Origin of the sequence: Pseudomonas quasicaspiana (assembly GCF_021147825.1) — a bacterium.
GTDB lineage: Bacteria > Pseudomonadota > Gammaproteobacteria > Pseudomonadales > Pseudomonadaceae > Aquipseudomonas > Aquipseudomonas quasicaspiana.
Window position 1 is genome coordinate 1 of the sequence record NZ_JAGTPI010000010.1, and the last position, 14615, is coordinate 14615.

The window sequence follows — 14615 nt, forward strand, 5'->3', positions numbered from 1 at the left end:
CGATAAGGCTGGACGCGATCTAAAGTGAACCGCGTCCAGCCTTATCGCGAGCAAGCTCAGCTCCCACAGGGGATCGCGTTTCAATTGAGACTGTGTATTACCTGTTCAAAGATTACTGCATCAACGAGTAAACCAGCGCCAGCATCGACACCACACCCACAATTACCACGAACACGTTGGACGCCTTGCCTGCGTATTGACGCATGGCCGGGACTTTGTGGATGGCGTACATCGGCATCAGAAACAGCAACGCGGTAATGATCGGCCCGCCAAGGGTTTCGATCATGCCGAGGATGCTTGGGTTAAGTGTCGCTACAACCCAGCACACCACCAGCATCATGGCTGCGGTGAGGCGATCAAGCGCTTTGGGCGCGGGACGCAGGCCGGTTCTCACCACGATGCCTTTCAAACCCTCACTGGCACCGATGTAGTGGCCCAGGAATGATTTGGCTATCGCCACGAAAGCAATCAGCGGTGCCACGAAGGCAATCGTCGGGTTGCTGAAATGGTTAGCCAGATACGACAGGATCGAAATGTTCTGCGTTTTGGCTTCAGCCAGTTGTGCTGGGGACAGGGTCAGCACACAGCTGAACACGAAGAACATCACCATGACCACCATCAAACCGTGAGCCCGCGCCAGAATCTCCGAACTGCGACCTTCAGCCTGATCGCCGTACATGCGCTTCTGGTCAACGGCAAACGCCGAGATGATCGGCGAATGGTTGAAGGAGAACACCATCACCGGAATTGCCAGCCAGAAGGTATGCAGGAATGCCGAAGGCTCCGGCACCGTGGTGGCCGTGCTAAGAATGCCGCCGTTCCAGTGCGGAATCAGGAACACCGCCAGGAAAAGCAACGCCACGATGAACGGGTAGACCATCAGGCTCATGGCCTTGACGATGAACCGTTCTCCACAGCGCACAACTGCCAGCAACCCGAGGATCAGCACAAACGCCAGCAAGGCGCGGGGCGGCGGCTGGATGTGAAGCTGGTGCTCAAGAAAGCTGCCAACGGTATTGGTCAGCGCCACACTGTAGATCAGCAGAATCGGGAAGATCGCAAAGAAGTACAACGCGGTGATCAGCGTCCCGGCGCTTTTGCCGAAGTGCTGCTCAACGACTTCCGTGATGTCTGCGCCTTCACGGCCGGACAGCACAAAGCGGGTCAAACCGCGATGCGCGTAGTAGGTCATCGGAAACGCCAGCAACGCCAGGGCCAGCAACGGCCAGAAGCCGCCAATACCTGCGTTGATGGGCAAGAACAACGTACCTGCACCGATGGCGGTGCCGAACAACCCGAGCATCCAGGTGGTGTCATGACGACTCCATGCCGCAATCGGTGTAGCGGCTGCATCAAAACGCTGTTCGACGCTATTGGCCTGATCATTCATCCGGTCGAATCTCCGTGCCGGTTAATACAACATGGCAGGGACGCGTCAGATAAACCGGGCAGTTTCGCGTCCCCTCAGAAAAGAGGGGCGCGATTGTCAGGGATTACGCCAGAAAATCAAAGGTTTGTCGGACGAGAAGAGCGTGATCGGGATCAGTCTTACGTGATATTCAGAACGGATGAATGCAGGTTTGTAGATTTTCTCGGAGTTTTTCACTATTTCTGGTTTCGCTGCATGAACGCAGATTGGGCAAGGGACTTGCTGTTTAAAACTAGACGCTGGCCGCAGGTAGTGGAACCTTTCAAAATCCGACAAAATGCTCCGATGAAGAATGATAAAGACATCCACCCGGAAGCCGCCGTCGCTCCCGGCTATCTCGCCAATCACGCGGAACGCGTGTTCAACCGCGCGACCGATGCCGCGTTACGGTCTCACGGTATTTCGCTAACCCTGCTCGGCCCGTTATTGTGGCTTGCCTGGCGCGGCCCCATGCTTCAGCGCGACCTTGTAAAAGCCTCTGCCGTCAAACAGCCCGCAATGGTTGCGACTCTGGACAAGCTGGAAGCTGCTGGCCTCATCCAGCGTTCCGTTGTTGCCACAAACAAGCGTGCTGCCAACGTGAGCATCACAGCGCGAGGTCAGGAGGTGGCGGCATTGGGAAAACAGGTTTTGCTCGACACCAATGCACGTGGCCTGGAAGGCTTCAGTCCAGAAGAGGCTACGGTTTTCGTTACGTTGCTCCAGCGCTTCATCGGCAATCTGGAAGAGTAACATTTTGTATCACGCGTGATGTTTATTTATATCACGCGTGATACAAAGTGCGGATTACAGGAGAATCCGCATGTCCAGAAGAATCCTCATCAGTGGGGCAAGTGTTGCAGGCAACACCACAGCGTGGTGGCTTTCCCGCCATGGCTTTGATGTGACCGTTATAGAAAAGGCCCCTCAATTTCGCGATGGCGGGCAAAACGTGGACGTGCGTGGCGCTGGTCGCCAAGTCTTGCGAAAGATGGGGCTGGAGCAAGCGGCTCTCGACCTCACTACCGGTGAGGCGGGCACGGACTGGGTCGACGAACATGACAACACCATCGCGCGATTTGCAGTCGAGGACATGGGCGACGGGCCAACAGCCGAGCTGGAAATAATGCGCGGCGATATCGCCAGCATGATCTATGAACCCGCAAGTCAGCGTTCAAACTATCGCTTCAACGAAACAATCAAGGCGCTAGAGCAGGATGCCCATGGTGTCACCGTGCATTTCGAGAACAGCCCAAGCGATCGCTACGATCTCGTCATCGTTGCAGAAGGGGTTGGCTCACCCACCCGCGAACTGGTTTTCCCGGGAGAGAACAAGCCGAAGTGGATGGATATTACTATCGCCTACTTCGCAATCCCCAGGACGTCCGAGGATGGAGTGTTTGCCCGTCAATACAATACCGTTGGCGGTATCGGGGCAACGCTGAAGCCAGGTCGACAGGACACTGTCCATGTTTACATGGGGATGCAGAAGAAACCCGAGGGTGAAAACCAATGGGATACCGAGCGTCAGAAGCAGTTCCTGCAAGAGAAATTCTCGGATGCAGGATGGCACTTCCCGCGCATTCTCGACGGTTTGTCCAGGACAGACGATTTCTATTTTGATGTCCTTCGGCAGGTGAGGATGAACCGGTGGTATGACGATCGGGTTGTCCTGACTGGCGACGCTGCCTGGTGCGCTACTCCCCTGTCGGGTATCGGCACCACCCTCGCGATTGTCGGTGGATACGTATTGGCGGGCGAGCTGTCGAGGACTGAGGATCTGCCATCCGCGCTTGCAGCGTACGAGCGAGTGATGCGGCCATTCGTGAAAGAAGGCCAAGGCGTTCCGAAGATTGTTCCACGTATGCTCTGGCCTCACACTCGCGGGGGACTGACGTTACTCAGGGGCGCAATGCGTATTGCCGGTCAACCCATGATACGCAAAGCATTTTCCAATCTGTTCCTTCGTGATTCGGAGAAAGTAAAACTTCCGGATTACGAATAAACCTGAGTCTTTGAATATCGCGCACTCTCCTTTGCGCTGAAAAAAGGCCAGGAACTGCAACGCTCGCTGGCCTTTGCTGACATTCACCGATGGATCGGTCAGATCTTGAAGCTTGCCACCAACTGTTTCAGACGACCTGCCTGTTGCGAAAGCGCGGCGCAGTCGGACAGGGTTTCGTTGAGGTTGGCGACGCCCTGCTGGTTCAGCATGTTGATCTGGCTGATATCGACGTTGAGTGTTTCCACCACGGCGGTCTGCTCTTCAGTGGCAGCCGCCACTGACTGATTCATACCGTCGATTTCGCTGATGCGCTGGGTGACGCTGGTCAGTCGAATGCCTGCCTGATTGGCGACGTCAACGCTGTCGCGGCTGCTGGCCTGGCTCTGGTTCATGTTCTCCACGGCGTCGTGAGAGCCCTGCTGCAGTTCGCCGATCATCTTGTGCACCTGATCGGCAGACTCTTGAGTCCGGTGCGCCAGGTTACGTACCTCATCGGCTACTACCGCAAAGCCACGACCGGCTTCACCTGCGCGCGCGGCCTCGATTGCGGCATTGAGCGCCAGCAAATTGGTCTGCTGCGAGATGCTTTTGATCACGTCGAGAATCTGCCCGATGTTTTCAGTGCTGGTGTTCAGGGTTTCGATTTGCGTGCAGGAATCGCTGATTTTGGAGGAAAGACCGGTCATTGCCTGAATGGTTTTTTCCACCACTGCGCGGCTGTCTTCGGCCTGTTCGCGGGCCTGACTGGCCTGAGCGGAAGCATCGGAAGCGTTGCGGGCAATCTCCTGAGTCGCAGCGCCAAGTTCATTGATCGCTGCGGCCACGCTGTTGGTCCGGGCGCTCTGCTCGTCAAAACCAAGTATCGAGGAATTGGACGACTGCTCTACCCGTTGCGACAGGTCATGAACCAGCAGCGTCGCTGAAGAAACTTCCGAGATTGACGCGTGCACGCGCTCGACGAACTGGTTGAATGAGCCACCCAACTCGGCAAATTCATCCTTGCCCTGAATGCTCAGGCGGCGGGTCAGATCACCCTCACCCTGCGCGATGTCCTGCATGGCACGGCCCATCGCTGTCAGCGGACGCATCAGCGCACTGATCAGCAGGCTCAGCAGCAAGGCGATAACGATGACGGCCACTACCATTGCAATAAGCGCTGAGGTCCGGAATTCGCCCAGTGGCGCGTAGGCTTTATCTTTATCGATCGACAGTCCGATGTACCAGTCCGCCCCCGGCAACCCGCTGATCGGGGCAAACGACAGCAAGCGTTGCTGGCCGTTGAGGGTGACTTCACGCAACTTCTTGTCCAGAGTCAGGGTTTGGCCTGGGTAGATGTCCTTGAGATTTTTCATCACCTGGTCTTTGTCCGGGCTGACGATGACTTGTCCGTCGCCGCTGACCAGGAAGGCATGCCCCAGACCGCCGAACTCTACCGAGTTAACGATTTTGACCAGGGTCTCCAGGCTCAGGTCGCCGCCTGCAACACCCGCAAGCTTGCCATTGATCTTGATCGGACTGGCGATGGTCACCACCAATCCACCTACCGAGGCCAGGTAAGGCGCGCTGATGATGGTCTTGTCGGCGGTTACCGTCGAGGTGTACCAGGGACGCTTGCGAGGGTCGTACCCGGCAGGCATTTCGGCGTCAGGTCGTTGAGTGAACACGCCCTCGGTATCACCGATGTAAGTGAACTGGAACGTCGACGTCAGCGACGGTTGGCCTACCAGGCCGCCCAGATCACTCTTGGTCCCTTGTCGGGCAACGTTTTGCCCCAGGTTTTCCAGAATAAGAATGCGTCCGCTCAACCAGCTCTGAATGCCAGTCGCTGTCAGCTCACCGGCTTGAGCCACCGAGTTTTCAAGGTTTTTGGTAATCGTATTGCGCTGCAGATAATCGTTGTACAGCGTGAATAACGCGAACGCCAATACCACGATGATCGAGGCAGCCAGCAGAATTTTATGACGAAACTTCAAAGCCATCACGACACTTCCTCTCCGATCACAAACCGATTAAAACGGTGGAATGCGATAGTTTTAATAGATTTGTATTTTTCATGGCGATTGCTGAGACCCTTCAAGTCCGGGCCCTCTAAGACATGAAGCCAATACATTGGCGTTGGATTAAAGGCACCGCGCAGCGTTGACTGCGTTGCGGCAACCTAATACGTTGTGTCGGCAGAGGAGAGAATAAATTAATGACCGGATATCGATAATTTGAAGTATTAAATGTTTAACAATCTCACACAGTTGTATGACGAGTTATCGGGTTTTATTACCAGTTACGTGCGGTAGTGCGACATCGAAATCAGACAATTGCCAATAACGTTACAAACCATTGCAACAGCATCCATCTCCCGGTAAAACTCCCGCCCTTCTAACAAGAAGGACCTTTCATGAAACCTGCCGATATCGTCAACCTGCTGGTGCTCGCCGCCATCTGGGGCGCGAGCTTTCTGTTCATGCGCATTGTTGCGCCCGTATTGGGCAGCGTGCCGACTGCCTTTTTTCGTGTGTCCATTGCCGCAGCAGGCCTGCTGATCATTTTCCTGTTGATGCGCGTGCACCTGGATTTTCGTGGCAAGCTCAAGACCTGCATGCTGCTGGGGGTAATCAACTCAGGGCTGCCAGCGACGCTTTACTCGATTGCAGCGCAAACGCTGCCTGCCGGTTACTCGTCGATTTTCAATGCCACGACACCCCTGATGGGCGTATTAGTCGGCGGGTTGTTCTTCAGTGAGAAGCTCTCGGCAGTGAAGATCTGCGGCGTCTTTCTGGGGTTGGTCGGTGTCGGCATCCTGACGCGTGCAGGACCGGTGGCTTTCAACCTTGAGCTGTTGATGGGTGCCCTCGCCTGCCTGCTGGCGACCACGTGTTATGCGTTCGCCGGCTTCCTGACCCGCCGCTGGCTGGACCGTCAGGGCGGACTGGACAGTCGTCTTTCAGCACTGGGCAGCATGCTTGGCGCAACCTTGTTGCTGCTGCCTTTTTTTGGCTATCGCGTGTTCACCGACCCGCCTGCCAGTTGGGGTGGCGTCAGTGTCTGGGTATCGCTGCTGGGTCTGGGCCTCGTTTGCACCGCTCTGGCCTACATCCTGTATTTCCGCCTGATGAGCAGCATCGGCCCGCTCAGTTCAATGACGGTCACGTTCATGATTCCGCCGTTCGGCGTACTGTGGGGTGCGTTATTTCTGGATGAGCCGCTGTCGATGGTGCACGTCTACGGCGGCGCGCTGATTGCGGTGTCGCTGTGGCTGGTGTTGCGGCCTGCGGCGGTGAAGACAACCTGAAGGAAGTTTGCGTATTGCGTGGGAGCGAATTTATTCGCGAAGGGGCCAGGCCTGAAGAACATCGGTGCCTGATACCCCCGCTTTCGCGAATAAATTCGCTCCCACAGGTTTGTGTTCTAAATGAGCATTTTTCGCCTGTTTTTAACGCAGTATTGTGCGCGTAGCACCGAAGGTGCCCAGCCTGCAGTAGTTTTCACACAGTCTGCACAGGTTTTATATGAAGCCTGTGTTCAACCTCACCCAAACAACCAATACCCCAACAACGTAAGCACCACCACCGCCAGCACCGGGCGCAACACCCGGTAGGCTTTCGGGTTCTTGCGTTTGAACTGCTTGACCTTGCCGCTGAAGGTATCGCTGAAACGCTTGCTCCAGGCATAGGCCTGGTTGATCCCGCCTACGCGTTCATCGTCGGTGTTCTGCGGCGCAGTCGCACGGCCCAGAAATGCGCTGACCCAACGATTGAGGCGGGTCATGATGCGTGAACGCAACGGCCGTTCAATGTCGCAGAACAGGATCACGCGGGTCACGTCAGTCTCGTTCTTGACCCAATGCACATAGGTTTCGTCGAACATGACGTCTTCGCCATCACGCCAGGCATAGACCTGACCATCCACGTAGATGCGGCAATCATCAGAGTTAGGCGTCGATAGCCCCAGGTGATAGCGCAGCGAACCGGCAAACGGGTCGCGGTGCGGGTTCAGGTGGCTGTCACCGGGCAGCAGGGCGAACATCGCGCCTTTGACGTTAGGGATGGAGTTGACCAGTGCGACAGTCTTCGGACACAGAGCCTCAGCGGACGGCAAGGCTTTGTCATACCACTTCAGGTAAAAACGCTTCCAGCCCTTCTTGAAGAACGAACCGAAACCGGCATCGTTATTCTTCTCGGCAGCCCGGATATAACCCTCGTCGAACAGATGCATGGCCTCTTCGCGAATGGTCTGCCAGTTATCCTTGAGCACATCCAGTTCGGGGAACGCGCTGCGGTCCAGATACGGCTTGGACGGCACGCGGGAAAACAGGTACATCAGGGCGTTATAAGGAGCGAACAACGCCGAATGATTGACGAACTGACGCAACAACGGCAATCGCGCCTTGCCACGCAAATGCACATACAGCGTGCTGCACACGAAAAGCATCAGGATCGATACCTTGGCAGCCAATGAAAACGTCATCTAACTCTCCTTGCTTACCGCTGTACGTCTTGCCTTGATAATCATGCGTGAAGGCGAACCATCCTGTAGATGGTTCGCCAGCCGGGCATCATAAACCCTCGCCGACCTGACAAGAAGCAGCGCGGTGCAAACGAGGTCTTACTGCTGCAGCTCCTGATCAGTAAACAGGTCACTGAAGAGCATGCTCGACAGATAACGCTCGCCCGAGTCTGGCAGGACCACGACGATGGTTTTGCCCTGCATTTCCGGGGTTTCCGCCATGCGTACCGCTGCAGCCATGGCGGCACCACAGGAAATACCGCAAAGAATGCCCTCTTCCTGCATCAAGCGCAGGGCCATGGCTTTGGCTTCTTCGTCACTGACCAGTTCCACCCGGTCGACGAGGGACAGGTCAAGGTTCTTGGGAATGAAGCCAGCGCCAATACCCTGGATTTTATGCGGGCTTGGCTTGATTTCCTGACCCGCCAGCGCCTGAGTAATGATCGGCGAAACCATAGGTTCCACGGCAACAGACAGAATCGGTTTGCCTGCGGTGTTTTTGATGTAGCGAGAAACCCCGGTGATCGTCCCCCCGGTGCCGACACCCGCGACCAGCACATCGACCGCGCCATCCGTATCGTTCCAGATCTCCGGACCAGTGGTTTTTTCATGGATTGCCGGGTTGGCCGGGTTTTCGAACTGGGCTGGCATGAAGAATTTTTCAGGATCGCCGGCCAGCAGTTCTTCGGCCTTCTCGATAGCGCCTTTCATGCCTTTGGCGGGCTCGGTCAAAACCAGTTCGGCACCCAATGCCTTGAGAACTTTACGGCGTTCGATGCTCATGGACGCGGGCATGGTCAGCATCAGCTTGTAGCCGCGTGCTGCCGCGACGAATGCAAGGCCGATGCCGGTGTTGCCGGAGGTAGGTTCGACGATAGTCATGCCGGGCTTGAGTTTGCCCTTGCTTTCAGCGTCCCAGATCATATTGGCGCCGATCCGGCATTTCACCGAGTAGCCCGGATTGCGGCCCTCGATCTTGGCCAGAATCGTGACTCCACGGGGGGCGATACGGTTGATCTGCACCAGTGGGGTTTTGCCGATCGAGTGGGCGTTGTCAGCGTAGATACGGCTCATGGCGGTGTCCTTGTGCACGTTCATCAGATGTCAGAGAGTTGGAAGCCTATGCCTCATGACCTGCATGCGTCCAGTCGCAGCGAACGGATGCGAACGCACGGAGTCAACAACTCATCGCAACTTGAGACCTTTGCCATGAAACGTCGCTATAGCTGGCCACTCTGGACTCTGGCCGGGATTATCGTGCTGTTGATCGCAGTGCATATCACCCTGCCCTTGCTGGTCCGCAACTACCTCAATGACAAGCTCGCCAACATGGGCGACTACCGCGGCCAGGTCACGGATGTGGATCTGGCGCTGTGGCGCGGCGCTTACAGAATCAACGGGTTGAATATCGTCAAGGTGGACGGCAAGGTACCAGTGCCATTCGTCAAAGTACCCGTCATCGATCTGGCGGTGAGCTGGAATCATCTGTGGTACGACCACGCGGTGGTTGCCGAGATGATATTCGCCCAGCCAGAGATCAACTTTGTCGACGGCGGCAACGACAAGCAAGCGTCACAGACGGGTAAGGGCACCGACTGGCAGGAGCAAATAAACAAGCTGCTACCGATTACCCTCAACGAAGTCCGCATCAATGACGGCAAGATCACCTTCAATAATTTCAGCACAACGCCGAAAGTGAAGATCGAGGCCGACTCGCTCAACGCCAGCCTCTATAACCTGACGAACGTCGAGGACGTTAAGGGCAATCGTGATGCCCGCTTCGAAGGCAAGGCGCTCCTCGAAGGGCACGCAAAAATGGAAGGGTCCGCGACCTTCGATCCGTTCAGCAACTTCGAGGATTTTGACTTGCGACTGCGTGCCACCGGCATACAGCTCAAGCGCCTGAACGACTTTGCGTCCGCCTACGGCAACTTCGACTTCAATGCCGGGCAAGGCGATCTGGTGATCGAAGCTCAAGCGAATAAAGGCCAGTTGAGTGGTTACATCAAACCGCTGCTACGCGATGTTGAAGTCTTCAACTGGAAGCAGGATGTCGAAAACCAGAACAAAGGCTTCTTTCGGTCCATCTGGGAAGCCGTGGTGGGCGGCAGCGAAACCGTGCTCAAGAACCAGAGCGAAAACCAGTTTGCTACCCGGGTTGAACTGAGCGGGAGCGTGCACAACCAGGATGTCAGCGCGTTTCAGGCATTCCTGCAGATCCTGAGGAATGCGTTCGTGCAGGCATTCAATGCGCGGTATGACAACAGCAAAGGGTAATTTTGCGCGGGGCGAACGCAATTCCTGTGGACGCGAATTTATGCTCTTGGCCACAGCGAACCGGTGGGACCGAATTTATTCGGGAAGGCGGCATTTCAGATGATACATAGGCTGCGGATGTACAGGCCCCTTCGCGAATGAATTCGCTCCCACGGAGCGTACGCAGTCCCGTAGGACGCGCACCAACCTCGCCATTCAATCAATGAATACCCGCCCCACATTCACAGCCGCCAGACCTGCGCGCTATAGTCCGCGCATTGTTTATCGAGGATTTACCGATGAAGTTTGAAGGCACCCGCGCATACGTCGCCACCGACGACCTCAAGCTGGCGGTCAACGCGGCCATTACTCTGGAGCGCCCGCTGCTGGTCAAGGGCGAGCCCGGCACTGGTAAAACCATGCTCGCCGAGCAACTGGCGGAATCCTTCGGCGCAAAGCTGATTACCTGGCACATCAAATCCACCACCAAGGCCCATCAAGGCCTGTATGAATACGATGCGGTCAGCCGCTTGCGGGATTCGCAACTGGGCGTGGACAAAGTCCACGACGTGCGTAACTACCTCAAGAAAGGCAAGCTCTGGGAAGCCTTCGAAGCCGAAGAACGGGTTATTCTGCTGATCGACGAAATCGACAAGGCCGACATCGAATTCCCCAACGACCTGCTGCAAGAACTCGACAAGATGGAGTTCTACGTCTACGAGACCGACGAGACTATCAAGGCCAAAGTCCGGCCGATCATTATCATTACCTCGAACAACGAAAAAGAGCTGCCGGACGCTTTCCTGCGTCGCTGCTTCTTTCACTACATCGCTTTTCCGGACCGGGCGACGCTGCAAAAGATCGTCGACGTGCATTACCCGGACATCAAGAAAGACCTGGTCAGCGAAGCGCTGGACGTGTTCTTCGATGTGCGCAAAGTGCCGGGCCTGAAGAAAAAGCCTTCGACCTCGGAGCTGGTGGACTGGCTGAAACTGCTGATGGCCGACAACATCGGTGAGGCCGTGCTTCGCGAACGCGATCCGACCAAGGCAATTCCGCCACTGGCCGGCGCGCTGGTCAAAAATGAGCAGGACGTGCAGTTGCTTGAGCGCCTTGCATTCATGAGCCGTCGCGGCAACCGCTGATTCAGGAGAGACCATGCTCCTCAATCTGTTCAATGAAATGCGCGCCGCCAAGGTGCCGGTCTCAGTCCGTGAGCTGCTGGACCTGATCAACGCGCTGAAACAACGTGTCACCTTCGCCGACATGGATGAGTTCTATTTTTTGGCCCGGACGATTCTGGTCAAGGACGAGCGGCATTTCGACAAGTTTGACCGAGCGTTCAGCGCTTATTTCAATGGCCTGGAAAAGCTCGACGATCATCTCAAGGCGCTGATCCCTGAAGACTGGCTGCGCAAGGAGTTCGAGCGCTCTCTGACGGATGAAGAGCGGGCGCAAATCCAGTCACTGGGTGGGCTCGACAAGCTGATCGAAGAATTCAAGAAGCGTCTGGAAGAGCAAAAGGAACGTCATGCCGGTGGCAACAAATGGATCGGTACGGGTGGCACCAGTCCGTTCGGCTCCGGCGGCTATAACCCGGAAGGCATCAGGGTTGGCGACGCTGGCGAGCGCAAAGGCAAAGCGGTCAAGGTCTGGGATCAGCGTGAATACAAGAACCTCGATGATCAAGTGGAGCTGGGCACGCGCAACATCAAGATTGCCCTGCGCCGCCTGCGCAAATTCGCCCGTCAGGGCGCGGCAGAAGAACTGGACATCGACGGCACCATTGACCACACAGCTCGCGACGCAGGTCTGCTGAACATCCAGATGCGCCCCGAACGACGCAACACCATCAAGCTGTTGCTGCTATTCGACATCGGCGGCTCGATGGATGCCCACGTCAAAGTCTGCGAGGAGCTGTTCTCGGCGTGCAAAACCGAGTTCAAACATCTTGAGTATTTCTACTTCCACAACTTCATCTATGAATCGGTGTGGAAGAACAACATGCGCCGAGGCTCGGAGCGCTTCTCGACCCAGGACTTGCTGCATAAATACGGAGCGGACTACAAAGTGATCTTCATCGGCGATGCCGCCATGGCGCCCTATGAAATCACCCAGGCGGGCGGCAGTGTCGAACACTGGAACGAAGAACCGGGCTACTTGTGGATGCAGCGCTTTACCGCCAAGTTCAAGAAGCTCATCTGGATCAACCCCTACCCAAAAGACGCCTGGGCCTACACGACGTCGACCAATATCGTACGTGATTTGATCGAAGATCAGATGTATCCGCTGACATTGCGAGGGCTGGAAGAAGGGATGAGGTTTTTGTCGAAGTAGCACTGTTGCGCAGCAGAGCCGATACCGCAGGGAGTTCCAGGTTAGCCTACAAACAAAATTCCCGTGTGAGCGAATTCATTCGCGAAGAGGCCGGTACATCCACAGCCCACGTATCGCCTGGAGTGCCGCCTTCGCGAATGAATTCGCTCCCACTGTAACGCTTACCGCAACTCCTGATCAGCGCCAGTCCCGCTCCGGACGATGCTTGCGACGACCGCCGTTGACGACCCAGTTGATCATCAGGAAGAAGCTTTCGATCAGGAACGCCAGCAACAGCGCGCTGACGATACCCCACGCAATAACGTCGGGTGCCAGCAACACCTGCCAGGTGTAACCATTCCAGGTCTCGCTGCGAATATCGGCATCGGCGGCCACTGCGACATGAATCGCCCGGGCATACCACGGACCTTGCATTGCCAGCCATTCACGCTCCAGGACCTGGGTGCGGGTCAAGAGCGTGTTGATGGTATCGGCGTCGCTACGGAACACCGGGTCCTCACTGTTGCGGTAGTGCTGAATCAACGCCTGCACATCGCCTTTGAAGAACTGTTGCGCGGTGGCGTTGTATCCTCGCACGCTCTGCTGAGCTTCAAGCAGATGCGCCTCGACCCGCTTGCCGTAATCGCTGATAAAACCCGGTATCTGAACCCCGAACAACAGGCCCGCTGTGAACAAGACCAATCGCAGATAACTTCGCAGCATTTAGATCCCTCTCAGACAAACCACAGATATCGAATTGAAATACCTTCTGTAGGAGCTCCCACATAAGCCAGGTTCAACAAAATTAGGTATTGCCGCTCGCCGCACACTCACCCCGCCGCCAGAGCGCCCACTGACCCGGTTCGTAGCGGTTCCAGTTTTCGTTCTCGGTCAACGGTTCTGTCGCAATCACTGTCACCACGTCATTGGGTGTCGTTTCAGCCTGAAAATCGACGATAACATCGACATCCTTCAGCCGTGCCGGACCAAACGGAGCGCGACGGGTGATATGAGCCAGTTTGGTACTGCAAAAGCAAAACAGCCAGTCGCCATCACTGAGCAAGCAGTTAAACACACCCTTGCTGCGATAGTGACTGCACGCCTCGACCAGCGACGGCAGAAGTTCTTCGACTTCTACCGGTTCAGGGAACGCTTCACGCACGCGGTTAAGCAAATCGCAGAAGGCCGCCTCGCTGTCGGTGTCACCCACCGGGCGATAGAACGTCGCCAGGGGACCGAATTCCGCCAACTGGCCGTTATGAGCAAAACACCAGTTACGGCCCCAGAGTTCGCGCACAAAGGGATGGGTATTGGACAGACATACGCGGCCGACATTGGCCTGACGGATGTGGCCAATCACCACTTCGCTTTTGATGGGATAACGCTGCACCAATTGGGCAATTTCCGACTCGCTGCTGGCCGCAGGGTCCTGGAACAAGCGCAAGCCACGGCCTTCGTAAAAGCCGATCCCCCAACCATCACGATGCGGGCCGGTACGCCCGCCGCGCTGTATCAGGCCGGTAAAGCTGAAAACGATGTCAGTCGGGACATTGGCGCTCATGCCCAGTAGTTCACACATGCTCAGGTTCTCGATTGCAAACGTTCAGCAGCATGGCGACACAAGCGCCGGAGGAGGATTCAAAGGCGCGGTTCGACTCGCGAACGGCTGCTGGTATTGACTGCGGGAGCCGCCGGTTTACGCGTATTGCGGTCAGTCCCGGAAAAAGGTTCATCGTCGTCTTCGGCGTCAGCCGGGTTTTCAGGCTGGACCGGCTTTTCCGGATGGCGAGCTTTCCAGCTTTTTTCCAGCGGCCAGCGAATCAGCGCGAACAGCACGTAAACCACGAGGGCAATCAGGCCGTACATGGCCAGGTCAGACAGCGCGTTCCAGACGTTACTGCCCACCTTGAACAACAGGTCCAGGGCGGTGATGGCGACAGCAGGCGCGTAAATTTCCTTGGTGGCGTCGATCATCGTCGGCGTAAACAGCAACACCGCAACGATCACCACCAGCGGCTCGCGCAGGTAACGCCACATCCAGCGGGTCGCCAGAAACCAAACCAGCAGACAGCCCAACGCAGCAAAAGCGTAGAGCCCCCAGGCGATCGTATAGTCGTTCTCGGTCATGAC

General features: G+C 56.3%; 13 protein-coding genes and 1 pseudogene. 6 read left to right on the top strand and 8 right to left on the bottom strand.

Annotated features, from left to right (window positions below):
* Positions 1–112 precede the first annotated feature (112 nt).
* A complete protein-coding gene (locus tag KDX30_RS08865) occupies positions 113–1390 on the bottom strand; it encodes an aromatic amino acid transport family protein (RefSeq protein WP_231675565.1) in 1278 nt (425 codons plus the stop codon).
* 234 nt (positions 1391–1624) lie between these two features.
* Here KDX30_RS08865 and KDX30_RS08870 point away from each other — a divergent pair, with 234 nt between their 5' ends.
* Complete coding sequence (locus tag KDX30_RS08870) at positions 1625–2161, top strand: MarR family winged helix-turn-helix transcriptional regulator (protein ID WP_231675566.1); 537 nt, start codon at positions 1625–1627, stop codon at positions 2159–2161.
* 70 nt (positions 2162–2231) lie between these two features.
* A complete protein-coding gene (locus KDX30_RS08875) occupies positions 2232–3413 on the top strand; it encodes an FAD-dependent monooxygenase (RefSeq protein ID WP_231675567.1) in 1182 nt (393 codons plus the stop codon).
* 98 nt (positions 3414–3511) lie between these two features.
* On the opposite strand, the gene KDX30_RS29705 is transcribed toward KDX30_RS08875, so the two are convergent.
* Both KDX30_RS29705 and KDX30_RS29710 read right to left on the bottom strand, forming a co-directional pair.
* A complete protein-coding gene (locus KDX30_RS29705) occupies positions 3512–4363 on the bottom strand; it encodes a methyl-accepting chemotaxis protein (RefSeq protein WP_406643806.1) in 852 nt (283 codons plus the stop codon).
* A gap of 54 nt (positions 4364–4417) precedes the next feature.
* Positions 4418–5392, bottom strand: a pseudogene (locus tag KDX30_RS29710) (cache domain-containing protein); the annotation flags it as partial.
* Positions 5393–5805: 413 nt separating this feature from the next.
* Here KDX30_RS29710 and KDX30_RS08885 point away from each other — a divergent pair.
* Positions 5806–6699 (top strand): DMT family transporter, encoded by an 894-nt coding sequence (locus tag KDX30_RS08885; protein ID WP_099269109.1) that lies wholly within the window; start codon positions 5806–5808, stop codon positions 6697–6699.
* Between the two features lie 236 nt (positions 6700–6935).
* Here the strand turns inward: KDX30_RS08885 and KDX30_RS08890 are convergent, their stop codons facing one another.
* The gene (locus KDX30_RS08890) at positions 6936–7874 is read right to left on the bottom strand and encodes an aspartyl/asparaginyl beta-hydroxylase domain-containing protein (protein WP_122707676.1); all 939 of its coding nucleotides are present in this window, start codon (positions 7872–7874) and stop codon (positions 6936–6938) included.
* 138 nt (positions 7875–8012) lie between these two features.
* The gene (cysK, locus tag KDX30_RS08895; RefSeq protein ID WP_231675568.1) at positions 8013–8987 is read right to left on the bottom strand and encodes a cysteine synthase A; all 975 of its coding nucleotides are present in this window, start codon (positions 8985–8987) and stop codon (positions 8013–8015) included.
* A 135-nt stretch (positions 8988–9122) separates the two neighbouring features.
* On the opposite strand from cysK, the gene KDX30_RS08900 reads away from it, so the two are divergent.
* The 3 genes from KDX30_RS08900 to KDX30_RS08910 all read left to right on the top strand — a co-directional run bounded on the left by KDX30_RS08900 (position 9123) and on the right by KDX30_RS08910 (position 12506).
* Positions 9123–10190 carry a DUF748 domain-containing protein gene (locus KDX30_RS08900; RefSeq protein WP_099269135.1) on the top strand — a complete coding sequence of 356 codons (1068 nt, stop codon included), beginning with the start codon at positions 9123–9125 and terminating at the stop codon, positions 10188–10190.
* A 278-nt stretch (positions 10191–10468) separates the two neighbouring features.
* Complete coding sequence (locus tag KDX30_RS08905; RefSeq protein ID WP_027901874.1) at positions 10469–11314, top strand: AAA family ATPase; 846 nt, start codon at positions 10469–10471, stop codon at positions 11312–11314.
* Between the two features lie 13 nt (positions 11315–11327).
* The gene (locus tag KDX30_RS08910; RefSeq protein ID WP_099269108.1) at positions 11328–12506 is read left to right on the top strand and encodes a vWA domain-containing protein; all 1179 of its coding nucleotides are present in this window, start codon (positions 11328–11330) and stop codon (positions 12504–12506) included.
* 177 nt (positions 12507–12683) lie between these two features.
* Here KDX30_RS08910 and KDX30_RS08915 read toward each other — a convergent pair whose 3' ends face one another.
* The 3 genes from KDX30_RS08915 to KDX30_RS08925 form a co-directional block, all read right to left on the bottom strand.
* Entirely contained in the window at positions 12684–13208 is a 525-nt protein-coding gene (locus KDX30_RS08915) for a DUF2937 family protein (protein WP_099269107.1), read from the bottom strand.
* 82 nt (positions 13209–13290) lie between these two features.
* Positions 13291–14064, bottom strand: a complete 774-nt coding sequence (locus tag KDX30_RS08920) for a class II glutamine amidotransferase (RefSeq protein ID WP_231675569.1) — start codon at positions 14062–14064, stop codon at positions 13291–13293.
* 59 nt (positions 14065–14123) lie between these two features.
* Positions 14124–14612, bottom strand: coding sequence for an MFS transporter (locus KDX30_RS08925; RefSeq protein WP_231675570.1), 489 nt, complete (start codon positions 14610–14612; stop codon positions 14124–14126).
* Positions 14613–14615: the final 3 nt, after the last annotated feature.